Origin of the sequence: Halalkalibacterium halodurans (genome assembly GCF_004376175.1) — a bacterium.
Lineage (GTDB): Bacteria > Bacillota > Bacilli > Bacillales > Bacillaceae_D > Halalkalibacterium > Halalkalibacterium halodurans.
In genome coordinates this window covers 21581-45371 of record NZ_SNUY01000013.1, presented here as the reverse complement: position 1 = coordinate 45371, position 23791 = coordinate 21581, and the positions used below count along the sequence as shown (strand labels likewise).

The window sequence follows — 23791 nt, the reverse complement described above, 5'->3', positions numbered from 1 at the left end:
CAAAAAATTGTCTATGGTCCAAGGGAGAAGTCTACCCTTTTTTAGGTGCGATTTTGAGTGGGGCGAAGGTACATTTTTTTGTCTGAAATTATTTTACTTTCATTACCATTAATGGAAGTGTAGTCAACTGATTTTCTAGTTATGATTTGATTAAAAAGGTGCTTTTTGAACAAGCTCTTAAAGTAGGCATAAGGGAACCTCCATTTGTTTGGTTTAGACACTTTAAACATAACAGAGGCTTCCCTTTTTTTGTACTCTTTTTTCACTTTTTAGGTGAAAGGTACCAGTAGAGAGAACACTTGGTACATATTTGTTTGGGAGAATTTTGGATTTTTTGGTGAATAATCTAGGAATCTATTTCATTATTATCGGAATCATCGTCTTGTCGGTCTTTATCATTTTTATCCTTTTAAGAAGAATGACCAAATCGTTAACGAACGTCGTTGAGCAAATTTCAAATATGGCCAAGTATCATTTTAAACGCCCGTTAGTAGCTTCCGGTGGTTATGAAACAGAACAAATCGCAAACGCCTTTAACGACATGCTTCGTGAACTACAAGAATATGTGGACCTTGTCGTTGAAACGGAACAAAAGCAAAGAAAAGCGGAGCTCAAAGCATTACAGCATCAGATCAATCCTCACTTTTTATACAATACGTTAACGTCTGTAAAGTTTATGGTTCAGCAGGGGGATAAAGAAAAAGCAGCAGACACAATCTTTGCGTTAATTACGCTACTGCAAAATGCGCTAGGCCATATTAATGAAACGATCACCGTTGAACAGGAGCTAACGATCATTAGAAAATACGTTTTGATCAATCAAGCAAGATACGGGGAGCGTATTAAAGTCCATTATTTCGTATCGCCAGAATGCTTGCCTTATCAGATGCCAAAGCTTGTCCTCCAACCATTTATCGAAAATGCATTTTTCCATGCGTTTAATAAAAAGAAAGAAGGCTTTATTCAGGTGATGGCGGCTGTGAAGGACGAAAAGCTTGTGTTTGAAATTGTTGATAACGGGGATGGGATGGATTTGGAGAAAGTGAGCTTGTCAAGCCGTTATCACGGAAAGCGCCAGTTGTTTCACGGGATCGGAGTGCGTAACGTCCATGAGCGGATTCAATTGCTTTACGGAAAAGATTACGGTGTTGAGATGACGAGTAAAGTTGGGACTGGCACCGTCGTCCATGTCATTTTACCCCTTTTACCAAATGAATCATCTAAGAAAAGTACAAATTTCTAAAGATTGTACAAGTGCTGCTGATCATGATCTAAAAATAATGAAACCACGATCTAAAGATGTTTCTATCCGTTTGTTTTGGTCGTGAGGTATTATTTAATCAAGTTAGTAAGCGCTTTCAAGAAAAGGGGGATTTAAATGAAAACATGGAAGTGGCTCATCTTGTTGCTAGGTACCCTTCTCACGATGTCTGCCTGTTCAGGTACTGAGTCAAGGGGCGAAGGGGAGATAACAGAGGTAGATAAAATCACCGCGTGGGCGTGGGACCCTAGGTTCAACATTGCCGCATTGGATATGGCGGAGGACTATTTTGCCGGAGAGACTGAGCTGGAAACGATTGAAAATGCCCAAGATGACATCATTCAAAAATTAAACACGGGCCTTAGTTCCGGAACAATGAAAGGGATGCCGAACATTGTTTTAATTGAAGATTATAGGGCTCAAAGCTTTTTACAAGCCTATCCGGACGCTTTTTATCCGTTAGATGATTATATCAATCCTGATGAGTTTGCAAGCTACAAAGTGGCAACCACGAGTCTTGACGGGAAACAATACGGCGTGCCGTTTGATTCGGGTGTCACAGGCCTTTACGTTCGAACCGAATATTTAGAAGAAGCCGGCTACACAGTAGACGATGTGACGAACATTACATGGGAAGAGTATGTGGAAATCGGAAAAGCAGTGAAAGAAAAAACAGGAGTTGACATGATTACTCTTGATCCAAATGATCTAGGGATCGTTCGTGTCATGATTCAAACGGTTGGATCTTGGTATGTGGAAGAGGATGGTACTACGCCTGATATCGCCAACAATGAAGGGCTAACCAAAGCATTTGAACTCTATAAACAGATGATGGAAGAAAACATTGTGAAAATCAATTCCGATTGGAGTCAGTTTGTGGCCGCCTTTAATAACGGAGAGGTCGCGACCGTTCCGACCGGGAACTGGATCACGGCGAGCGTTAAAGCGGAAGAGTCTCAGGCTGGGGACTGGGCGGTTGTCCCGATTCCGCGATTAGACATGGAGGGGGCTGTCAACGCCTCAAACCTAGGTGGAAGCTCGTGGTATGTCTTAAATGTGGACGGCAAGGAACAGGCAGCTGCATTTCTTGCCGATACGTTTGGTGCGAATACCGATTTTTATAAGCAACTCGTAAAAGAGATCGGTGCAATCGGTACGTATCTCCCGGCACTAGTAGAAGACGATTTTTCAAGTGAGGATGAATACTTCGGTGGTCAAAACATCATCCAAGCGTTTTCAAAATGGACGGACGACATTAAGGGCGTCAATTATGGAATGCACACATACTCAATAGAAGACATTTTAGTTGCTGCCATGCAAGATTATTTAAACGGTAAAGAGCTTGAAGACGTATTAAATCAAGCCCAATCGCAAGCGGAAGCCCAACTGAAATAGGAACGCCTATAGAAGCCATGAGTCGTCGCCATTACGTTTTGTCATTCCTTTGCTGGCGCGACTCTGGCTTATTTTTGCACTTAAAGAAGTGGAACGTCACGATTCAAATTGGGAGGAGTGAAACAATGAGGAGAGGCATGAACAGACAAAACACGGGCTGGCTCTTTATCAGTCTAGCAGTAGCTGCGATTACGATCTTTTATTTTTACCCAATGCTTCAGGCGCTGCTATTATCGTTTCAATCAGGAATGGGGGCCAATCTCGAATATGTAGGATTGGCTAATTATATACGTTTATTCAATGACCCTACGTTTTTGACGGCTTTAAAAAATACGTTGCTCTATTTACTCATTCAAGTTCCGCTAATGATCGTTTTGGCGCTGATCTTTTCGGTTCTACTGAATGATGCGACACTAAAGTTTCGGAGTTTTTTTAGAATCGCCATTTTCCTGCCGTGTGTGACGTCTCTCGTCGCATACTCCGTCATATTCAAATATTTATTTGGCATGGACGGACTTGTCAATCAATTTTTGCTTAATGTTTCGCTTATCTCAGCGCCGATTCAATGGTTATCTGACCCTTTTTGGGCGAAAGTGACGATCATTGTTGCGATAACATGGAGATGGACAGGGTACAATATGATTTTCTATTTATCCTCTCTGCAAAATGTAGACCAATCTATTTATGAAGCAGCGAAAATCGATGGAGCTACACCCTTTCAGCAATTCACGAAAATTACGATTCCTATGTTGAAGCCGATCATTTTGTTTACATCTATCACATCGACGATTGGAACGTTGCAAATTTTTGATGAGGTCGTGAACATTACGAATGGGGGTCCGGGAAATGCTACTCTATCAATTTCACAGTATATTTATAACCTATCGTTTGAATATACCCCAGATTTCGGCTATGCCTCTACAGTCTCCTATGTGATTGTCATGCTAGTTATCGTCTTGTCGATCGTTCAATTTAAAGTGGCAGGTGAGAAAAAATGAAGCGAGCGTTTATCTATTTATTTTTAAGTGTATCTTCGTTCATATGTATTTTCCCATTCCTATGGATGGTCGTTAGCATGACCAACGAATCGATTGATGTTACAAGAGGACGACTTTTACCTGGTAGCCACTTGTTTGAAAATATCCGCACGTTGTTTGAAACCGTTGATATCGTATCAGCGTTACTTAATTCAACCATCATCGCTTTGGTTACAACATTTTTAACCTTGCTGATTTCCTCCATTGCTGGGTATGGATTTGAAATCTATCGTAGTCCGGGAAAAGATCGGGTGTTTACCATTTTATTGTTATCAATGATGATCCCGTTTGCATCGATTATGATTCCGCTGTACCGTCTCTTTGGCAGTGTGACGAATACGCTTCCTATGATCGGGATCGATACGCTCGCAGCCGTTATCTTACCAACTATTACGACAGCCTTTTTCATTTTCTTTTTTCGGCAAAACACGAAAATGTTTCAGAAGGAGCTCATTGAGGCGGGACGAATCGATGGCCTAAGTGAACTTGGCATTTTCTTGCGAATTTATGTTCCGTCCATGAAAACGACATATGCAGCTGCTGCGATCATTGCGTTTATGACGAGCTGGAATAATTTTTTATGGCCACTAGTCATTTTGCAGTCACCCGATAAAAAGACGATCCCTTTGTTGATATCGAACTTAGGAGCGGGTTACGCGCCAGATTATGGGGTGATCATGACGGCCATTGTCATCGCCACTTTACCGACAGCGCTCGTCTTTTTCCTCATGCAGAAACATTTTGTTGCCGGAATGATGGGCTCGGTGAAAGGATAATCGATAGTAATAGAAAATATATAGAACTAGTAAATGATGAAGGAAGTGATCTCTTTTGAAAACGCACTCAAACGTAAGCTGGCTTCGCGATGTGAATGTATTTGCCGTCAATCGGCTTCCGGCCCATTCTGATCATGTATATTATGAAACGGTGGAAGAAGCGAAAAAAGAACCGCCAATGTCCATGCGCCATTCGTTAAATGGCCATTGGAAGTTCCATTATGCGATCAATTCGAATACTCGGCCAAAGGAGTTTTACCAGCTCGGTTTTGATTGTAAATGTTGGGACGATATTCTCGTACCAGGGCATATTCAACTACAAGGGTACGGGAAGCCCCAATATGTGAACACGATGTATCCATGGGACGGTCACCACCACCTTCGCCCGCCGGAAATTCCGGAAGATGATAATCCAGTTGGCAGCTATGTCAAGTATTTTGATATTCCGAATAACATGTCGAACCACCCTCTCTTTATCTCCTTTCAAGGGGTGGAAACAGCGTTTTACGTTTGGCTCAATGGGGAGTTTGTTGGCTATAGTGAGGATAGTTTTACGCCGGCAGAATTTGACCTGACCCCGTATGCTGTGGAGGGGGAAAACAAACTATGTGTTGAAGTGTATCAACGTTCGACTGGTAGCTGGTTAGAGGATCAAGATTTCTGGAGATTTTCTGGTATTTTTCGCGACGTCTACTTATACACGATTCCGAACATCCACGTATATGACATGCACGTTCGCGCCGAGCTAGACCGTTCGTTGCAAACAGGTATCCTTGAAACAACACTTGAACTAAAACGATCCCAAGAGAAAGAGGTGATGATCGTTGCTGAATTGTACGATGCTGAAGGAGCGGTCATCGCAACGACGGATATAAAAACGAATCATGATCAAGCGACTGTGTCCATGAGCGTAGATTCGCCAGCATTATGGAGTGCGGAGGATCCTTATTTATACAAGCTGTTTTTGAAACTATTTAATGAAAAGGGGACATTAATAGAGGTCGTCCCACAAAAGGTTGGATTTAGAAGATTTGAACTCGTAAATAACATCATGACTTTGAATGGCAAGCGGATTGTCTTTAAAGGCGTGAACCGCCATGAGTTTAATGGGCGAACAGGGCGTGTCGTGACAAAAGAAGACATGCTTGAAGATATAAAGACGATGAAAAAGCATAACATTAACGCCGTTCGTACTTCTCATTATCCGAACAATAGTGAGTGGTATCAATTGTGTGACGAGTACGGTCTCTACGTCATTGATGAGATGAATTTAGAAACCCACGGCTCGTGGCAAAAGTTAGGGAAGGTAGAGCCATCCTGGAACATTCCTGGGAATCATCTGGAGTGGGAACCGATCGTGATGGACCGAGCCGTCTCCATGTTTGAAAGAGATAAAAATCACCCATCGATCCTTATCTGGTCGTGCGGAAATGAATCGTATGCAGGCGAGGTTATTCTGAATGTGAGTCGCTATTTTAAATCGGTCGATCCAAGTCGTCTCGTACATTATGAAGGTGTGTTTCATGCGAGAGCTTATGACGACACGAGCGATATGGAAAGTCGAATGTATGCAAAACCAAAAGACATTGAGGACTATTTAACGAACGATCCGAAAAAGCCGTACATTAGCTGTGAATATATGCATGCGATGGGGAACTCTTTAGGTGGCATGCACAAGTATACAGAGTTGGAACAGAAATACCCGATGTATCAAGGAGGCTTCATTTGGGATTATATTGACCAAGCGCTTTTGAAGAAAGATCGCTTCGGGAAGGAATACTTTGCATACGGCGGAGATTTTGGCGATAGGCCAACAGACTATCACTTTTGTGCAAACGGCATTGTATATGCTGACCGGAAGCCGTCACCAAAAATGCAAGAAGTGAAGTTTTTATATCAAAACATCAAGCTAGTGCCAGATCGCGAGGGAGTGCTCGTGAAAAATGAAAATCTGTTCACCGATACATCAGCTTATCAATTAGAGTATGCATTATATTGGGAAGGGACAGAGCTCTATCGGAAAAAGCAAGATGTATCTGTAGCTCCGCAGGAAGAAATGTACTTTTCGTTTGCTTGGCCTGAACAGGGGATGAATGAACCTGGAGAGTATTGCATCCACACAATGCTTACTTTAAAGCAGGACCAACTGTGGGCTGAGAAAGGACATGAGGTTGCGTTTGGTCAGCATGTATACCGGATGGGAGCGATCGAAAAAGAAAGGAACGCAAGAGGAGCACTTAAGGTTGTGCATGGTGATGTAAACATCGGCATCCATGGGGAAGACTTTTCCGTCCTCTTTTCCAAAGCGGTTGGGAGTCTCGTGTCGCTTCACTATGCGGGCAAAGAAATGATTGAGCAGCCACCGATGCCACTTTTCTGGCGAGCAACGACGGACAACGATAAAGGATGTTCCCAGCTTTATCATTCAGGCATTTGGTATGCGGCAAGTTTAGCGAGAAAATGCGTGAACGTGGAGGTCGAAGAGAAAGATGAATATGTATCGGTTCTTTTCACCTATCATTTTTCCATAAGTGATCGAATCGAAGTAAAGGTCGGTTATACGGTGTTTCCAGACGGCAGCCTTCGGATTCGCTCCGCGTATGAAGCCAGCAAAGGAGACGAACCCTTACCACAGCTACCGATCTTTGCTTTATCCTTTAAACTACCAGCCGATTATGAGCAATTGCAATGGTACTCGTTAGGTCCGGAAGAAAATTACGCAGATCGCGCAACAGGGGCAAGGCTTTGCACATTCAAAAACAAAGTGGAAAACAATCTCTCACAATACGTAACCCCGCAAGAATCTGGAAACCGAACAGGGGTCCGCTCCGTGAAAATCCTCGATGCAAACGGGCAAGGGATCGAGGTCCGTTCGGTGGAGGAGCCAATTGAATGCCAAATCTCCCCTTACACCGCATTTGAGCTTGAACAGGCAAGCCATCCATATGAGCTGCCAAACGTTCATTATACGGTTGTGAATGTGGCAGGTAAACAAATGGGTGTTGGAGGAGATGATAGCTGGGGTGCACCCGTTCACGATGAATATGTGCTGAAAGCGGATCAAGATCAAGAATTCGTGTTTGATATCAATCGAGTGTAACCGTGCAAATGGTAGGGGGGGTTGTCAAAGCTGAACTTGTTGTGCAACTATGCGGTAGTCATCATTTACTAAATGATGTGCCAAGAAAAGTTGGTAATGATGTCACGATGAAAACAACGAATGTCTTTTTTACTTCCGGTGCTACTCGTATTATTTGGCTGTACGAGTATAGTATTAAAAGGGAAGATGTTGAATCTAGGGACAGCAAAGTCTGAGCATACGTCATCGGGGAACCAACTTAATTTCTTAGCGGAAAGCGACAGCCGAAGTTAAGGCTGTCGCTTTTTGGCTTATTTACATTCCTTGACTTGCCCCAAAGGTAGTGGTTGACGATTTTTTCTTGTAATCTGCGAATAACCAAACACTTAAAAGGAGTAAAAGCAACGTCATTATCAGTGGGATGAGCCATAGTTTCGTCAGGTCAACGGTCCAGCCAATAATTACGATCACGATGGAGATAACAGGGGTCATAGCAGAGTAGGCTCTCGCTCGATAAAACCAACCATAAGGGAAAAAATGGGCTCCTGTTATTACAGCGAAGAAAATGATCATTTCTTTTGGGCTTTCGATAAAAGCCCAGAACACGATAGGAAAATAGATAAATTGGGCAAAATTCAAGGTCAAGCCTAGCTTGTTTAAAGGGTTCTTTTCTAATTTCCAATCGGCTTTCATGATGGATGAGATGCCAACAGCTAACGGGAACAGCAACCCTGTCATCGCCAGCATGAAAATGTTCTTCGTTTGAAGTGTGAATGGTAGAAGAAAAATGAACGTGATCAAGAACCAAACGACTGTACCTGAAAGGATAAAGCCGAGGCCATTTTTTGCTTTAATCGATGCATTATCTCTTAACTCATGAATAGTCAACGTTTAAGCCCCTCTCTAAAGTGTGCACACTTATAATTTTTAATGTGAAGCAGCTTTACATATTCGTCGGATGCTGTCTAAATCCTTCAAGCAAAATTTCCAAGGTTGTCATGAGTTCAGTTACGGGCTTTTGTGGATTTTCTGCCAGCCAGAGGGCTGCTTCATTCATAGCCCCTGAAAGACAATGGGTCAACGCATCGATTGAGACAGGGAGTAATTGTCCATGCTCTTGCATAAGTTGTAACTGTTCTCTCAAGGAGTTCATTGAATATTTCTGATCCATCATTCGAAACGTATCCCAACCTAGGACAGCAGGACCATCAATTAATAAAATACGATGATTTTGAGACTCTACTGCCGCTGTAAGAAATGCACGGCACCCATTAACTAACTGCTGCCACATATCTTGGCTATTTGCTGCTTCTTGCTCTACACGGTCCCCCACCTCTTAAAATGGCCTTTCCAATCATCATCAATAGGTTTGTTTAGGAAGAATCAAAAAAGGCACACTTTGCATTGTGAAAAGTGTGCCTAGGTTGTTGGAAAGTCTTTTACAAATGATGGTGCTCTTCAGCAGCCATCGCGATCGCCTTCGTTTCATGCACGGTACCGTGTGGGTGCTGGGGCGGAGCATAGATGGAGTAAAGTTTAAGTGGCCGATTGCCAGTGTTCCTTACGTTGTGCCACGTTCCGGCAGGGATGAGGATCGCATAGTCGTCAAAGACTTCCTCTTGAAAATGTAAATTGTCTTGGCGGTGGCCCATTTGGACGAGACCACGACCTTCTTCTACACGTAAAAATTGATCAAGATGCGGGTGGATTTCAAGGCCGATATCTTCACCCACTTGAATATTCATCAAGGTGACTTGCAAATGGTCCCCAGTCCATAACGCACGGCGGAAGGCTCGGTTTCGCTTCGTCTCATCCTCAATGTTCACGACAAACGGTCTCGGTCCATGGTCCGTTACACGGTGATCAGCTTCTTCATGTAGCGAGCGATAAAGCCGAGTGGTGTTTTCGTGTTCCGTATTTAAAGCGATCCAAAAGGCATGCTGTACGTGTGGGTTCTCGGTAAGGGCACTGCTTCTTTCATATTCCTCATACCCCTCCACTTCTATTTCATACGCTTTTTGCAACCCTTCGTGGAAACGATAAAAAGAAACGTCATCGACCTCCATTTGAGGCTGTTGACCTGTGAGGATCCTATAAGCATTCGTAAATTGAGTCAAAGAAGCTTGTTTGTTTTCTAGCGCTTGGCGGATGTCATGCTGATGCTGTTCACTTGGTGCTTCATCCGCTAATCTCCGATAAAGCTCGATGGCAGTAGCTTCTCGTTTAATTCCAGCTAAGATGGCTTCTGCAATCTGTTGATCGTATTCTTCTTGCTTTCTAGCGTACAGATTAGAATCGGGCGCGCCATAAGGATACAGATTATTCATGCTGCTCATTCCCTTCAAGAGATTGGTCCGATTTAGCATATGCGTATGCCTAGAGAATGTGGCTTATCCTGTAAGATATCTACGAAAAGTAACAATAAATATCCTGTAGAAAAAGGGGAAGACGTTAGTATTTACAACGATCTTATAACACCTTCTCTCGTTAAGAGGGAATAAATTGCTTCCGTCGCATCCACTCACGGAGGACGGCATTGCATTCATGAGGAGCCTTTGAAGGAACTTGATGTTTTACGCCTTGAATGTAGACGATCTCTACGTCGTGGACGAGCTCACGGAAACGCGTTTGGTAAGGCTGGAGATAGTGATCGTTTGCCCCGTAAATTAACAACAATGGAACGCGTAATTGATGAAGGCGGTCTTCACTACTATAATGCAATCCAGTAGTATATTGATCGGCGAGCATTTGTGGATCTGTCTTCATGATCTCGGCATAAAGTTCATTTGCCGCTTGTTTGTCGATAAAATGATTTTTTGCGAGGCCTGAGGCTAGAAGGGGCATCAGTTCGTTGCGTGCCGCCCATATGCCTAGTTTGTATTCTTTCTCGAGCAAAAAGTTCTTCACGGCAAAATAGCCGCCAATCAAAATAACACCGGCTGTTCGTTCCGGATAGGTGAGGGCAAATTCCTGCGCGATCGCAGCTCCGTTCGAGTACCCACAAACAATCGCTTTTCTTACGCAATTTGCATCGAGTACCCGTTTCACATCGTAGGCAAGCTGTGTCATTGTCATCGGCTCAGTGCTCCGTTCACTTTGGCAATCGCCTCTCACGTCAAACGTAATCAGCTTACATTGATCCATTAATGGGATTTGATAACGGAAGGTAAGATGCCCTACACCTGGAGGAGGAATAAAAATAATCGGTGTCCCTTTTCCGATCGTTTCATAGTAAATCGCTGGTTGCCCTTTTTCTTTCGCAAACGGCATAGTTTTGCCTCATCTCCTTAACAGAAAGTAAAAACAGATTCCTTTTTATACTATCCCCAAAAAAAGAGTGAAAAAACAGGGCGCAGCCAACTGATGAATGTTTCGCCACAGGTTAGTGAACGACAAACGATAGATTAAACGATGAACTGGAAAAAGGAAGGAACATGGACCTCCAGAGTAAGTGGATTGTTGATTTAAAGGGCTGAATTTTGCCTATGCTTACTAATGAAATGAGGCCCCTCCCCAAAACGGTAGGAGCCTCACACACCCTTTCTTATACCCAGCCTCTAAAGTGAGAAGCCTCAGCCATTCGCTTAACGCCGACCGTATAGGCGGCGAGACGCATGTCGACTTGGTGCTGTTTTGAGAAGGTGCATATCTTCTCAAATGAATCTACGATCATGTTGCGGAACTTTTGGTCGATTTCTTCTTCACTCCAGTAGTAACCTTGGTTGTTTTGTACCCATTCAAAGTAAGAGACCGTAACCCCTCCTGAACTAGCCAACACATCGGGGACTAAAAAAATGCCCCGCTCGGTTAAAATCCGAGTCGCTTCTAGCGTCGTTGTTCCGTTCGCAGCCTCAACGACTACTTTTGCTTTAATGTCATGAGCGTTTTCCTTTGTAATTTGATTTGAAATCGCAGCGGGGACAAGAATGTCACAATCGGAAATCAAAAGCTCTTGATTGCTAATCGTCTTCTTAAATAAGTTGGTGACCGTTCCAAAACTATCACGTTTATCTAACAAGTATTCGATATCAAGGCCAGCCTGATCATAAAGTGCGCCGTACGCATCGGAAATCCCGACAATGAGAGCACCAGCGTCGTGAAGAAGTTTGGCTAGGAAGCTGCCAGCATTCCCAAACCTTTGAATGATGACACGGGCCCCTTTGAGGTCAAGCTGGTTTCTCTTCGCCGCTTCTTCAATGCAAATGATGACCCCTTTTGCTGTTGCGCTTTCCCGTCCGAGGGAGCCACCGAGGACAATCGGTTTTCCCGTAATAAAGCCAGGGGAATCAAATTCCCGAATGCGGCTATATTCGTCCATCATCCACGCCATCACCTGTGAGTTCGTGAAAACGTCAGGTGCCGGAATGTCTTTCGTAGGCCCGACGATTTGACTAATCGCCCGTACATAGCCACGGCTTAATCGTTCCAATTCACCGAACGACATCGTACGCGGATCACAAATAATCCCGCCTTTCCCGCCGCCATATGGAAGGTCAGCAATCCCGCATTTTAAACTCATCCATAGGGAGAGGGCTTTTACTTCATTTTCATTCACGTCGGGATGGAAGCGAACACCGCCTTTTGTCGGACCTACTGCATCATTGTGTTGGGCTCGGTAGCCGGTGAATATATTGACGTTTCCATCATCCATCCGTACAGGAATGCGGACCGTTAGCATTCGAATCGGCTCTTTTAAAAGCTCATATGTTGCCTCAGAATAACCGAGGAGATCAAGCGCTTCTTTGATGACGGATTGGGTTGACTGTAATAAGCTTAATTCGGTGATCTCTTTCATTTCATCTACTTGCGTCCGCTGTGGCTCTGTCAAAATGGTCATACGTCATTCCACCTTTTTTTCGTTTAGTAAACTAAAAAATGCTTAAATCCCACATGTGAGAAAGATGTTTTAGTAAGGCGACTCCGGCGACGCTGTTGCCAAAGTCATCGATAGCTGGCCCATAGATGCCGATGTCCATCGCCTCGTCCCTTCGTCCTCTTGCTGGGACAGCTGCCATGATTCCACCAGAGACGCCGCTTTTTGCGGGGACGCCAATATGGGCAGCAAACGTTCCAGATGCATTGTACATCCCGCATGTGAGCATTAACGCTTTCGTTAATTTCGCGACTTCCTTCGGAAAGATCTGTTGATGACTGAGAGGATCATACCCATTGTTTGCAAGAATGAGTCCGATTTTGGCAATGTCCTTTGTCGCCACTTCGATTGCACATAGGGTGAAATACACGTGCAAGGCGTCGCCCACTTCAGATTCTAAGTAGCCTGTATCCTTTAAATAATACGCTAGTGAGCGGTTTCGATGAGCTGTCTGCCATTCGGAGTGGAACACGGCTTCATTGGCTGATGCTCGCCTTCCGAGCATTTTTTCAACTAGCGAATAAACTGATTCGAGCTTTTCCGTTGGCGATTTCCCTGAAAGGAGAGAGGCGACAGTAATGGCACCGGCATTGATCATCGGGTTGAATGGTTTTCCTGTTTTGCGCATTTCAAGACGAACCATGGAATTGAACGGATCCCCAGTAGGCTCCACATCAACTCGATCTAACACATAAGTGATCCCGCGATCGAGACAAGCTGCGATAAAATTGATTATTTTTGAGATACTTTGCAATGTGAAAGGGACTTGCCAATCACCGGATTTGATTTCGATTCCGTTCGAATGAACGACGTAAAGGCCGAGGTCTGTTTGATTTGCTTCTCGTAGAGCAGGAATGTATTGGGCACATTGACCGTTAAGGCTTAAAGTGCGATAATGGTTGACTAATTTTTCAAGCTCCTTACTTAAGACTGGCTTGTGCTCAAGAAGCGATTGTTTTTGTTGAAGCATAGCTGACCCCCTATTAATGAAAGCGTTTACATATTGGTAAGTCTAGTCTATGATGGAGGCTACAGAAAGAAACAGAAGACTACAGCTCGAACCAAAAATTTTCATATACTTTATACAGAAGTAATGGCAATATAGAAAGGAAAAGAGCAAGGGACTCACGAGATTTTACACTGTTACTACAGGAATATAAAAACTAAACGTATCCGCCATAAGGATTGCGTTATGCTGAATTTTTCACATAATAGGAAGTGACATCGTTTGAACATTCGTCCGTTTCTTTCGAAAGATTATATGATTATCCTCTCGATGTTGTTGTTTGTACCAATTGCAGGAGAAATTAATTTTTATCCAGTTAATGAAACGTTCCGTGTCAGTTTAGGGCCACCGATCTTCTTCTTATTTTTATTGTTCTTGCGAAATACGGCTGCAATCGTTCCGGGTTTTTTTACAGCGGTTGCTGTCGTTGTGTTTCGAGTTTTTTTAGATACACTACATGCTGATTTTTATTGGGTGGATTCGTTTGAGATCCATTATCCGACCTTTTTCTTTTATTTTACGTACTCATTATTGTTTTCTTTAGCAAAGGTTCAGCGTTTCCATGAGCAGCCTTTGATCATCTTTTTGTTTGGAATTATCATTGAGATTTTAGCCGATACAGCTGAATTCATCGCGCAATATTTCGCATTTGGTGTCATGGTGACAAAGGATTCCATCTTCCAAATTTTATTAATCGCTTTTTCCCACAGCTTTATCGTGCTAGGTGTTTTCAGCATGATGAAGCTATATGAAACAAGGTCGCGTGAATTGGAAATACGCAAGCGGAATGAACATATGCTGTTGCTTATTTCTAATTTGTACGAGGAGTCGGTTCATTTAAAAAAGACGCTACAAAACTCGGAAGACATAACGAGTAAGGTGTTTGGGTTGTACCGTGAAATGAAACGACTTCAAAGCGAGCACATGGATCAAGTGAATCCCCATTTAGAGAAAATAAGCAAAAGGCTATTGGAAATCTCAGGGGAAGTGCACGAAATCAAAAAGGACAATCAACGAATTTTTGCGGGCTTGTCAAAGCTTATCTCAAATGAAAGCTATGTAGACTATATTGAGATTGGGCAAATTATTAAAATGATTGTGCGGACAAATGAAAAATACGCTCAGCTATTAGGAAAAGAGATTGATTTTCATTATTCCATTCAAGGTGAGCACCCACCCTACCACATTTACACACATCTCTCGATTATCAACAATTTGGTTGCCAATGCGGTAGAAGCGATAGACGGAAAAGGGATGTTAACGATCCGTGTCAAAGCGTTAGGGCAGACAGTAGAATTTCGAATTGAAGATGACGGCCCAGGAATCCCAGATAAGCACCGAGCGCTTATCTTTAAACCCGGCTTTACGTCTAAATTTGATCATACAGGGAAGCCTTCAACGGGTATTGGCTTAACCTATGTACATGATATGGTTGACAAGCTTGGTGGAACGGTTGTCTATGAACGAGGCCAAGGAGGAAAAGGATCAGTGTTTACGATTCAATTGCCGATGAAAAATGTCGTTGAAAGGGAGTAGAGGGAATGAACTTTTTTATAACAGATGATGATGTGACTGTTCGTTCAATTCTTGCTCAAATCATTGAGGATGAACAATTAGGCCAAGTCGTAGGGGAGGCAGAGGACGGAAGCGAGCTAGATGGAAAACGATTAAATATAAAGCAAGTAGATATTTTATTAATTGATTTGCTCATGCCAAATTGTGATGGATTAGAGGCGATTCAAAAGATTAAGCCTGAATTCAAAGGGAAAATCATTATGATCTCACAAATTGAATCAAAGGAATTAATCAGCGAGGCCTATCTGCTTGGGATTGAGCATTACATTATGAAACCAATTAACAAAATTGAGGTGCTGTCGGTTATTCGTAAGGTCATCAACCATACGAGGCTTGAACAATCCCTTTATGATATTCAAAAGTCATTGAGCAATGTCCTTCAAGGGAGCATACCGACACAAGTGAACGAGCAAGTGTTTCATGATGATTCGATTAAAAGCTATGGACAGTATTTGTTATCGGAGTTAGGGATTGCCGGGGAGAGTGGAAGTAAAGATTTAATGAACATTCTCATGTTTTTATACACATATGAGAAGGAATATTCATTTGAAAAAGGGCTCCCTGCGTTGAAGGAAATTTTTGAACAGTTGGCGAGCGAGAAGCTAGGGGATGCTGCCGATGAACGAGATGTTCGTAGGGAAGTGAAAGCGGCGAAACAACGAGTGAGAAGAGCCGTATATCAATCATTGGAGCACGTGGCTTCGTTAGGGTTAATCGACTTTTCGAATCCGAAATTTGAAGAATACGCGTCCCACTTCTTTGATTTTTCCGTCGTGCGCAGCAAAATGACCGAGTTGAAAAACGAGACAAGCTCTTCTTATACGTCGGCACGTATCAATGTCAAGAAGTTTACCCAAGCGTTATATTACGAAGCGAAACGATTGATGCAAGAGAAGAAAGGGTAATGTACGCACTTTTATATAGGATCCTAATTAAGAAAAAGGGGCTAGGATAAAACGCAGTTAATAGGATTGGCACTCACGGTCGGTGAGTCCTAGTCTTGTTATTAAGGTAGTTATTTTATAGGGGATTCGTTGTTTCAAAAACCACTCGCTTGCCGTAGGCGTCTCGTGATTTTAACAATCAACTTGGCAAAATCCGTCTAGTTATGTGTATATTGTATGGTCAATAGACGATCCCATGAATGAACAGAAAAAAGGTTCGGATCATTATATTTTGATGAGCCGAACCTTTTGATTACGTTTGGCTAGTTTTATTCCAGCCTCTTTTTGACATTATGCGTTTTTACGTTTAACCTCTTCTTTTTCCCAGCATTCTGTATGCTTTAAGCCTTCGATGTTACTAGAGTAGAAGACTGGATCTTTCCCTTCTTTTTTCTGTTTCAGATAATCTTGCAGAACGGCAAGGGAGACTTTCCCGATGAGGGCAAGGGCTACTAAGTTCACAAGTGCCATTAATGCCATAAACAAGTCGGCTAAATCCCAGACCGTCGCTAGGCTTTCAACGGATCCGTAGATGATCATTCCTAAGACAGCCAAGCGGAAAAGGAAGATGACGGACTTATTTTCTTTAATGTATTCAAGGTTTGATTCACCGTAATAGTAGTTACCGATAATCGAGCTGAAGCAGAATAAGAGAATCGCGAATGCAACAAAATAAGTCGCCCACGAACCAACATGACTGCTTAGCGCCGCTTGAGTAATTTGAATTCCGCTTAATCCTTCATCAGGGGTTCCAGCTAACAAAATAATAAATGCGGTTGCACTACAAATGAGGAGCGTATCGACAAATACTCCGAGCGTTTGAATAAATCCTTGTTTCGCTGGGTGGCTCACATCCGCTGTAGCGGCTGCGACAGGTGCACTACCCATCCCAGCCTCGTTGGAAAACAATCCACGTTTGACACCATTCATAATGGCGGCACCAATTCCGCCTCCGATCGCTTGTTCAAGTCCAAACGCGCTTGAGACGATTAACTGAAAAACTGCTGGGACTTCGCCAATGTTAAAAATCACGACATAGGCTGCAAGAAGTAAATAAAAACCCGCCATGACAGGGACGACTACTTGCGAGACTTTCGCAATACGTTTAACACCGCCAAAGATAACAAAACCGACAACAACGGCTAGCACGACTCCGATAACAGCCGAATTGAAACCAAATGCTTCTTCAAAGGCTGCTGAAATTGTATTCGCTTGAACAGAGTTAAACGTAAGGCCAAAACAAAACGTGATAAGGATGGCAAATGTGATTCCTAACCATCTTTGACCGAGGGCTTTTTCCATATAGTAGGCAGGTCCACCTTTAAAGCCATTTTTATCTTTCACTTTATACACTTGAGCTAATGTACTCTCGATAAAGCTTAAAACCGATCCGAAAATGGCAACAACCCACATCCAGAAAATCGCTCCAGGTCCACCGAGGGTAATCGCAATCGCAACCCCTGCTAAGTTACCTGTTCCAATCCGTGAGGCCGCGCTAATACAAAAGGCTCCAAACGAGGACACGCGCTTTTTTCCGTCACTTGTTGAAGGGCTCTCCTTCATTAAGTGGAACATTTCTTTTATGTTTGTGATTTGAGCAAATTTCGTTCGAATCGTAAAGAAAACACCTAAACCAACGAGCAATGCAATTAAAAGATAAGACCATAGGAAATTATTACCGTGTTCAATAATTTTTTCGAGCAAAAATATTCACCTCTCAAAGTTTCTGATGATTTGTCGTCTAAGGATCAATCTCAGCAGAACGGTCCCCCTTTTAGAAAGCGCTTTCAATATATATGTACCCAAAAAGGATACATATAGAATATAAGAATAAAGCTACAGAAAGATACAAAAGGCTACAAGGAGACTAAAAAATAATTCGGAATATTTTTAGTTGCTAGTAAATGTAGGGGGAATGGATGGCTTCACCATACGCTCCTTCCTAAAGACGTATGGTGAAGAAACACTTATTGATATTGTACTTGGACTCCGAGTTGCTCTAGCAGCTGAAAATAATTTGGGCATGTTTTTGCCACACAGCCAGGATCATTTAACCTGAGTCCTTTGGATTTATACCGTGTGTTTTATGTGACAGCAACGGAAAAAAGCTTTTCAAAAGCGGCAGCTAAACTTTACATTTACACAGCCAAGTGTGAGTCACGCGATCAAGCAATTAGAAGAAACAATGGAAGTGCAATTATTTGCGCGACATGCGAAAGGAGTTGAACTGACAAGGGAGGGAGAAACGATCTTTCCATACATTCAGCAAGCGCTTGGCTGTATTGATAAAGCGGAGCAACTGTTACAAGAATTAAAACAGCTTGAAGGGGGCCGTGTCACAATCGGCGGCAGTGACTCAACGTTCAAGTATTTTGTCTTGCCATCCATTCAGCGGTTTCAGGCCCGCTATCCGAACATTCACATTCGCCTTCAGCACGGTTCCACACCGCAAATCACCGAGAAGCTGGACAACAGCTCCATCGATTTTGGCTTTGTTCATTTACCAGTACAAGCGCGTCATGTCGAGATTCAACCGTTTTTAACGATTTCGAGCCTATTTGTCGTAGGAGAGCAGAACCGCGAGTTGGCTGGGCGTCCGCTGCTGCTAGAGGAGGTGCTTGATTATCCACTCATTACTTTTTCAGAATCGAGTAGCTCTACACAATTTCTCCAGCGTCTATTTGAACGGCAAGGTCTTCATGTACAGCCTGACATAGAAGTAGGGAGTGTAGAACTGTTGATTGAGTGTGTGAAATTGGGCATGGGCGTTGCGTTTGTGACGAAAGACTTCGTGTTACGTGAGCTGAAAAAAGGAGAACTGATACCACTAGAAATGAAGGAACCAATTGAGCAGAGAACGATTGGGATTGTTAAAGGGGCAGCCGTTATCGTTAGCTGCTGAAGCGTTTATAGAAGGATTGCATCAAGAAAGGGAGAAAAAAAGCGTTTTTCTAAACCAATGATCGTAAAATGATATAATAGAAAGGGCGTACAAAGGGGTGAGTCGTGAGCTATAGGTACAGATTAGCATAAGATCCACGATACGCTTTAAAGGGATACGTCAACTTAGTCATTTACACGAAGAACGAAAAGACGTCAGCGCCAAGTTCATGAAAAGAGGAGATAAGGAGGGCGGGACATGAAAATTGCGTTTTTCCTGTTGCCAAAAGCCGAAGTTGTCTATATGAATGAAGATGCTACGATGCGGCAAGTGATCGAACGGATGGAATATCATAATTACACGGCAATCCCGATTTTAGATAAGGACGGAAAGTATGTAGGCACGATCACGGAAGGTGACTTACTGTGGAAAATGAAACATACGCCGAACCTTACGTTTGAGAACACGGAAAGTGTATCCCTTAAGGAAATTGAGCAAAAGATGGTCAATTTACCTGTACACATCGATGCCGAGATTGATGACCTACTATCGCTTGCGATCGCACAAAACTTTGTTCCGGTTGTTGATGATCAAGGGATTTTTATTGGCATCATTCGTAGAAGGGATATTATCAATTATTGCAAAGAGCTGTTAGAAAAAACAAATCTCCATAAAAAAGAAAGATTATCCTAGAAAAGACCCCCCTCATCTCCATAAAATCTGTGAGATGAGGGGGGGTTCGTATTTCCTCCTAAGACATTACGCATGAAGGTTGGGTGGTAATCAAATCTGATCATTGGATATTCTACTCGATAAGGGAATACTCGTAGTAGGAGGGGAATCCATTTAGAGGTTTCATTCGGGCGAGAAATTGGTATGAGTAATGAGAAGAGCTATTATGAATAAAGGAGGGATCTTTATGCGAGAGGCAGTAAGAAAAGGGATGGCATTAGGATTAGGTTTAGCAGCTGCTAGCAAAGAACAAGCAGAAAAAATCATCGATGAGCTCGTGAAAAAAGGGGAGCTTAGCCAACAGGAGTCTAAAGACTTTTTACGTGAGCTGTTGCGAAGGGGAGAAGAGTCGAAGAAAGAGCTTGATGACAAAATTCAAAGCAAGCTAAAAGAGATGCTTAGTGGGCTAAATGTAGCGACGAAAGAAGAGGTTCAAGCGTTGGAAAAACGACTGGCACAGTTGGAAAAAGAACGAAAACAATCAGAGTAATCCATTTAATTTAGCCATTTAAGAAAATGGCACTTCCAATTAGCAAAAGGGTGTCTAGCGCCGGGCGCCGTCCACACATTGGGCGCGACTTGCCTTGTGAGAGGTCTCAGTCATCACCGCACCAATCGCCACGTTTTTCAAATGAGGAGGGGTTCCCATTTTTGAACGTAGAATTCGTCACCTCAAGCGCTATCGTGAAATCGTCACAGCCTTTTCTCATAATGGGTTTGGTTTCATTGTAAAGGAACTAGGTTTGCATAAAATCATTTCCTTACCGAAACGACTGTTGGTGAAAGAGCAAAACGTACAGACGAAAACAATAGGGGAGCGCTTGCGACTATTTTTAGAGGAGTTAGGCCCAACCTTTGTGAAGATGGGACAGATGGCAAGCACACGTCCTGATTTGATCCCTTCTGAACTATTGGAGGAGCTGGAAAAGCTACAAGATCGCGTCTCCCCATTTTCGTATGAAGAAGTAAGAGCCATTGTGGAGCATGAGCTAGGAATGGCTGTAGACGAATTGTTTCGCGAGTTTCATGAAATACCCGTTGGTGCAGCCTCTATCGGGCAAGTTCACTTTGCGGTCTTACAATCAGGTGAACCGGTAGCGGTCAAAGTTCAGCGACCGAACATCGAGGAGATCATCAAAACGGACTTAGAAATTTTGCAGCATTTAGCAGAAATAGCTGAACACCGCTTGGAGTGGGCAGCAAACTATCAATTAGTTGAAATCATTGAGGAATTTTCAAAGGCTCTGTTAGCTGAATTGGACTATACGGTGGAGGGACGAAATGCTGATCGGCTCGCCAAGCTATTTGAAGACGATCCCACCGTCCAGATACCGCGAGTATATTGGGACTATTCCACGAAAAAGGTATTGACGATGGAGTATGTGGAAGGGACGAAGTTAAATGAACGAGAAGAACTCAAACAAAGAGGCTATGATGAAAAAATGTTGGCCCAGAGGATAACCCATGCGATACTAAAACAAATCTTACTGGAGGGCTTCTTTCATGGGGATCCCCACCCAGGAAATATTTCGGTGTTACCAGGTGAAGCCATAGCGTTTATGGATTTCGGTATGGTCGGGCGCCTTTCCCCACAGATGAAACAACATTTCGCTTCACTAGTGATTGCGATCATGCGCCGACGTTCGGAAGGGGTCTTGAACGCCATTACGAAAATGGGGATTGTACCCGATGATGTGGACATGCAGCTGCTGCAATGGGATATCGATGAGTTAAGGGAAAAATTTGCTGATGTCCCTTTAAGTCAGGTGAGCCTTGGGGAAGCAGTTAATGACTTGTTTGCCATCGCCAATCACCACCGCATTCAAATTCCAGCCGATTTAACATTGTTAGGTAAAACGCTTCTTACAATGGAACAAATGGTGGAAAAATTAGATCCGGAGCTTAGTATCGTAAAGGTGGCTGAGCCTTTTGGCCGTCAATTGCTTAAGGAGCGTTTGAGCCCAAAATCTGTTGCCGAACACGTATATAATCAGTGGAATGAATATGGGGACGTTCTTACAGAGTTGCCTCGAACGTTAAAAGAATTAACAGCGATCACAAGAAAAGGGAAGCTACCTCTAGAACTGTCACTACCAAAAATCGAACGATTTCTAAATAAATTAGATCGAATTAGTAATCGTTTGTCCTTTAGTATCGTCCTCCTGTCGTTCAGTATCATTATGGTCGGATTAATCATCGGCTCAGCTCTAGGAGGACAGTCATCTCTCCTTTGGAACATTCCAGCAGTTGAGATTGGGTTCGTTGTGGCGCTCCTTATGTTTATTTGGCTCTTATATTCCATCTTGCGTTCAGGAAGATTTTAACCGGTAGGCGTTTTTTCAGCATTTGAATGGAGATACGCTTTTAAATAAAAAGAAAGTATATATTTAGATGTCTAGCGCAGGGCAGCTGCTTTGCGCTTTTTTTATGTTTCGATCGCTGCTCCGGAGAAATGGTCACAAGGAATGTTTCCTTTGATGTTGAAAAGTAATGAATAGACGAAAATAGTAAAAGCAAAAGGAGGTTGCTGATGAACGTTGATATCTTTTTCGCCCTTATTGGTTTGCCACTGTCAATACTAGCTGTCGCACTTCTTTGTTATGTGCACACAGGAATTAAGGAGGAGATCGCTTCATTGAAACAGGAGATCCGAGCCCGTTCGCTTTCTAACGATGGCAACAGAAAAGGGGATGTTTCTTAGTGAACATGGTAGAACCGCTCGCTGTTGCGATTTTAATCGCATATTTAGTCGCTCTTTTACTGATTGGGCTTCTGAGTTCAAAGAAAAGCTCCGTAGGAATGACTGACTTTTTTCTCGCTGGACGTAACTTGAATAAATGGACGGTCGCATTATCTGCTGTCAGTTCCGGTCGTAGCGCTTGGCTCGTTCTTGGGGTGACGGGAACAGCTTATGCTACGGGGCTTGATGCCGTTTGGGCAGTGGCTGGTTACATTGCTGTGGAAGTATTTTTGTTTTTTTATGTAGCTAGAAGGTTTAGAGCCTATAGTGAACAGACAGGGAGTATTACGATACCTGATATTTTAGAAACCCGATTCAATGATAAAACTCATATTCTTCGAGGGGTCAGTGCGTTCATTATTATGTTTTTTATGATTGCCTATGTGGCAAGCCAGCTCGTGGCAGGTGGCGGAGCGTTCGCGACAAGCATGGGCGTATCATCATCTACCGGAATGTGGGTGACAGCCGTTATTTTACTCGCCTATACGATGCTTGGTGGCTTTCATGCGGTGAGTAAAACAGACGTCGTTCAAGCGGGCTTTATGTTTGTCTCTCTCGTCATACTTCCTGTAGTTGCTATCATCGGTTTAGGTGGGTTTGATCCGCTTTTGCAAGTGATGCATACGGAAGGTGGTGGATTCACTAGTCCGTTTGCCTTTGGCTTTGGTGCGGTGATTGGTCTACTCGGGATTGGGTTTGGTAGCCCAGGGAACCCTCATATTCTTGTTCGATATATGTCACTTAAAAATGTGAAGGAAATGAGACAAGCGGCTTTGATTAGTTCGGTTTGGAATGTGCTCATGGGGTGGGGAGCTGTCATGATTGGACTTGCAGGACGTGCCTACTTTCCTGACGTTAGTCTGCTTCCAAATGGAGATCAGGAGCAAGTGTTTCTCACGTTAGGATCGGAAATTTTGCACCCGCTATTCTTTGGGTTTTTACTCGTTGCTGTATTAGCGGCCATTATGTCAAGTGCGGATAGTCAGTTACTTGTAGGCTCTAGTGCCTTTGTCCGTGATATTTATCAAAAAATGTTTCGCCGAAATCGAAAACTTTCCCAGAAAAAACTCGTTCGTCTCAGCCGGTTAACAACGGTTGTATTCATGGGGCTATCTCTTATTCTCGCATTTACTGCTCAAGAATTTGTCTTCTGGATGGTCTTGTTTGCTTTCGGTGGATTAGGTGCCTGCTTTGGTCCGGCTCTTCTTCTGTCGTTTTACTGGAAAGGTGTCACGAGACAAGGGGTTTTATGGGGGATGATTGCAGGGCTTTTAACGGTTATCCTAGTGAAGCAGCAGCCGCAATGGACGTATGCTTTTTTACCAGATGTAAAAGAGCTTTTAAACACTTATTTTTTCGGGATTACGTACGAAGCCGTTCCTGGATTTATCGTGGCAACAACAATTACAGTTGTGATTAGTCTTTTTACGAAACGACCCAAACACGCGAAACAAATCATTGAGCGTTTAAATGAAAGTGCATAGAAACAGTA

The 23791-nt window shown here is 43.1% G+C and carries 20 protein-coding genes; 13 read left to right on the top strand and 7 right to left on the bottom strand.

Annotation, left to right across the window (positions count from 1 at the left end; translation table 11 throughout):
• Positions 1 to 337 precede the first annotated feature (337 nt).
• The 5 genes from E2L07_RS06510 to lacZ all read left to right on the top strand — a co-directional run bounded on the left by E2L07_RS06510 (position 338) and on the right by lacZ (position 7569).
• On the top strand, positions 338 to 1243 hold the full coding sequence (locus E2L07_RS06510; RefSeq protein WP_243854922.1) for a sensor histidine kinase: 906 nt from the start codon (positions 338 to 340) through the stop codon (positions 1241 to 1243).
• A 135-nt stretch (positions 1244 to 1378) separates the two neighbouring features.
• Entirely contained in the window at positions 1379 to 2656 is a 1278-nt protein-coding gene (locus E2L07_RS06505; protein ID WP_134229170.1) for an ABC transporter substrate-binding protein, read from the top strand.
• A gap of 137 nt (positions 2657 to 2793) precedes the next feature.
• Complete coding sequence (locus tag E2L07_RS06500) at positions 2794 to 3654, top strand: carbohydrate ABC transporter permease (protein ID WP_328034262.1); 861 nt, start codon at positions 2794 to 2796, stop codon at positions 3652 to 3654.
• Entirely contained in the window at positions 3651 to 4469 is an 819-nt protein-coding gene (locus E2L07_RS06495) for a carbohydrate ABC transporter permease (RefSeq protein WP_134229168.1), read from the top strand. The genes E2L07_RS06500 and E2L07_RS06495 overlap by 4 nt, the downstream gene beginning before the upstream one ends.
• 55 nt (positions 4470 to 4524) lie before the next feature.
• Positions 4525 to 7569: a beta-galactosidase, LacZ type gene (gene lacZ / locus E2L07_RS06490; protein WP_134229167.1), complete on the top strand. Its 3045-nt coding sequence runs from the start codon at positions 4525 to 4527 to the stop codon at positions 7567 to 7569.
• A 294-nt stretch (positions 7570 to 7863) separates the two neighbouring features.
• Here lacZ and E2L07_RS06485 read toward each other — a convergent pair whose 3' ends face one another.
• The 6 genes from E2L07_RS06485 to E2L07_RS06460 all read right to left on the bottom strand — a co-directional run bounded on the left by E2L07_RS06485 (position 7864) and on the right by E2L07_RS06460 (position 13391).
• Positions 7864 to 8436 (bottom strand): DUF7010 family protein, encoded by a 573-nt coding sequence (locus E2L07_RS06485; protein ID WP_134229166.1) that lies wholly within the window; start codon positions 8434 to 8436, stop codon positions 7864 to 7866.
• 55 nt (positions 8437 to 8491) lie between these two features.
• Complete coding sequence (locus tag E2L07_RS06480) at positions 8492 to 8881, bottom strand: hypothetical protein (RefSeq protein ID WP_053430819.1); 390 nt, start codon at positions 8879 to 8881, stop codon at positions 8492 to 8494.
• A gap of 106 nt (positions 8882 to 8987) precedes the next feature.
• Positions 8988 to 9875 (bottom strand): cupin domain-containing protein, encoded by an 888-nt coding sequence (locus E2L07_RS06475; RefSeq protein WP_134229165.1) that lies wholly within the window; start codon positions 9873 to 9875, stop codon positions 8988 to 8990.
• A gap of 160 nt (positions 9876 to 10035) precedes the next feature.
• A complete protein-coding gene (locus tag E2L07_RS06470; RefSeq protein WP_134229164.1) occupies positions 10036 to 10818 on the bottom strand; it encodes an alpha/beta fold hydrolase in 783 nt (260 codons plus the stop codon).
• A 274-nt stretch (positions 10819 to 11092) separates the two neighbouring features.
• Positions 11093 to 12343: a Glu/Leu/Phe/Val family dehydrogenase gene (locus E2L07_RS06465; protein WP_134229180.1), complete on the bottom strand. Its 1251-nt coding sequence runs from the start codon at positions 12341 to 12343 to the stop codon at positions 11093 to 11095.
• Positions 12344 to 12416: 73 nt separating this feature from the next.
• Entirely contained in the window at positions 12417 to 13391 is a 975-nt protein-coding gene (locus tag E2L07_RS06460; RefSeq protein ID WP_134229163.1) for a glutaminase, read from the bottom strand.
• A gap of 306 nt (positions 13392 to 13697) precedes the next feature.
• Between E2L07_RS06460 and E2L07_RS06455 the strand changes: the two genes are divergently transcribed.
• Together E2L07_RS06455 and E2L07_RS06450 are read left to right on the top strand one after the other, a co-directional pair.
• The gene (locus E2L07_RS06455; protein WP_166740034.1) at positions 13698 to 14963 is read left to right on the top strand and encodes a sensor histidine kinase; all 1266 of its coding nucleotides are present in this window, start codon (positions 13698 to 13700) and stop codon (positions 14961 to 14963) included.
• Between the two features lie 5 nt (positions 14964 to 14968).
• Positions 14969 to 15907 (top strand): response regulator, encoded by a 939-nt coding sequence (locus E2L07_RS06450; RefSeq protein ID WP_134229161.1) that lies wholly within the window; start codon positions 14969 to 14971, stop codon positions 15905 to 15907.
• 330 nt (positions 15908 to 16237) lie between these two features.
• Here E2L07_RS06450 and E2L07_RS06445 read toward each other — a convergent pair whose 3' ends face one another.
• Complete coding sequence (locus E2L07_RS06445) at positions 16238 to 17656, bottom strand: alanine/glycine:cation symporter family protein (protein ID WP_208401991.1); 1419 nt, start codon at positions 17654 to 17656, stop codon at positions 16238 to 16240.
• A 475-nt stretch (positions 17657 to 18131) separates the two neighbouring features.
• Here E2L07_RS06445 and E2L07_RS06440 point away from each other — a divergent pair, with 475 nt between their 5' ends.
• The 6 genes from E2L07_RS06440 to E2L07_RS06420 all read left to right on the top strand — a co-directional run bounded on the left by E2L07_RS06440 (position 18132) and on the right by E2L07_RS06420 (position 23783).
• Positions 18132 to 18848 carry a LysR family transcriptional regulator substrate-binding protein gene (locus E2L07_RS06440; RefSeq protein ID WP_208401987.1) on the top strand — a complete coding sequence of 239 codons (717 nt, stop codon included), beginning with the start codon at positions 18132 to 18134 and terminating at the stop codon, positions 18846 to 18848.
• Positions 18849 to 19085: 237 nt separating this feature from the next.
• The gene (locus tag E2L07_RS06435) at positions 19086 to 19520 is read left to right on the top strand and encodes a CBS domain-containing protein (RefSeq protein WP_053430826.1); all 435 of its coding nucleotides are present in this window, start codon (positions 19086 to 19088) and stop codon (positions 19518 to 19520) included.
• A 226-nt stretch (positions 19521 to 19746) separates the two neighbouring features.
• Positions 19747 to 20049, top strand: coding sequence for a phasin family protein (locus E2L07_RS06430; RefSeq protein WP_053430827.1), 303 nt, complete (start codon positions 19747 to 19749; stop codon positions 20047 to 20049).
• Positions 20050 to 20206: 157 nt separating this feature from the next.
• Complete coding sequence (locus E2L07_RS06425; RefSeq protein ID WP_053430828.1) at positions 20207 to 21883, top strand: ABC1 kinase family protein; 1677 nt, start codon at positions 20207 to 20209, stop codon at positions 21881 to 21883.
• 206 nt (positions 21884 to 22089) lie between these two features.
• Positions 22090 to 22260 (top strand): hypothetical protein, encoded by a 171-nt coding sequence (locus E2L07_RS20760; protein WP_166740032.1) that lies wholly within the window; start codon positions 22090 to 22092, stop codon positions 22258 to 22260.
• Between the two features lie 5 nt (positions 22261 to 22265).
• Positions 22266 to 23783 carry a sodium/proline symporter gene (locus E2L07_RS06420; RefSeq protein WP_053431951.1) on the top strand — a complete coding sequence of 506 codons (1518 nt, stop codon included), beginning with the start codon at positions 22266 to 22268 and terminating at the stop codon, positions 23781 to 23783.
• The last annotated feature ends 8 nt before the right edge of the window (positions 23784 to 23791 follow it).

Excerpts from the sequence above, each read along its gene's own strand:
- E2L07_RS06430 (WP_053430827.1), top strand. The coding sequence starts at position 19,747 with ATGCGAGAGGCAGTAAGAAAAGGGATGGCATTAGGATTAGGTTTAGCA.
- E2L07_RS06435 (WP_053430826.1), top strand. The coding sequence starts at position 19,086 with ATGAAAATTGCGTTTTTCCTGTTGCCAAAAGCCGAAGTTGTCTATATG.
- E2L07_RS20760 (WP_166740032.1), top strand. The coding sequence starts at position 22,090 with ATGAACGTTGATATCTTTTTCGCCCTTATTGGTTTGCCACTGTCAATA.
- E2L07_RS06495 (WP_134229168.1), top strand. The coding sequence starts at position 3,651 with ATGAAGCGAGCGTTTATCTATTTATTTTTAAGTGTATCTTCGTTCATA.
- E2L07_RS06460 (WP_134229163.1), bottom strand. The coding sequence starts at position 13,391 with ATGCTTCAACAAAAACAATCGCTTCTTGAGCACAAGCCAGTCTTAAGT.
- E2L07_RS06465 (WP_134229180.1), bottom strand. The coding sequence starts at position 12,343 with ATGAAAGAGATCACCGAATTAAGCTTATTACAGTCAACCCAATCCGTC.
- E2L07_RS06470 (WP_134229164.1), bottom strand. The coding sequence starts at position 10,818 with ATGCCGTTTGCGAAAGAAAAAGGGCAACCAGCGATTTACTATGAAACG.
- E2L07_RS06505 (WP_134229170.1), top strand. The coding sequence starts at position 1,379 with ATGAAAACATGGAAGTGGCTCATCTTGTTGCTAGGTACCCTTCTCACG.
- E2L07_RS06420 (WP_053431951.1), top strand. The coding sequence starts at position 22,266 with ATGGTAGAACCGCTCGCTGTTGCGATTTTAATCGCATATTTAGTCGCT.
- E2L07_RS06450 (WP_134229161.1), top strand. The coding sequence starts at position 14,969 with ATGAACTTTTTTATAACAGATGATGATGTGACTGTTCGTTCAATTCTT.
- E2L07_RS06440 (WP_208401987.1), top strand. The coding sequence starts at position 18,132 with ATGGAAGTGCAATTATTTGCGCGACATGCGAAAGGAGTTGAACTGACA.
- E2L07_RS06455 (WP_166740034.1), top strand. The coding sequence starts at position 13,698 with ATGTTGTTGTTTGTACCAATTGCAGGAGAAATTAATTTTTATCCAGTT.
- E2L07_RS06500 (WP_328034262.1), top strand. The coding sequence starts at position 2,794 with ATGAACAGACAAAACACGGGCTGGCTCTTTATCAGTCTAGCAGTAGCT.
- E2L07_RS06475 (WP_134229165.1), bottom strand. The coding sequence starts at position 9,875 with ATGAATAATCTGTATCCTTATGGCGCGCCCGATTCTAATCTGTACGCT.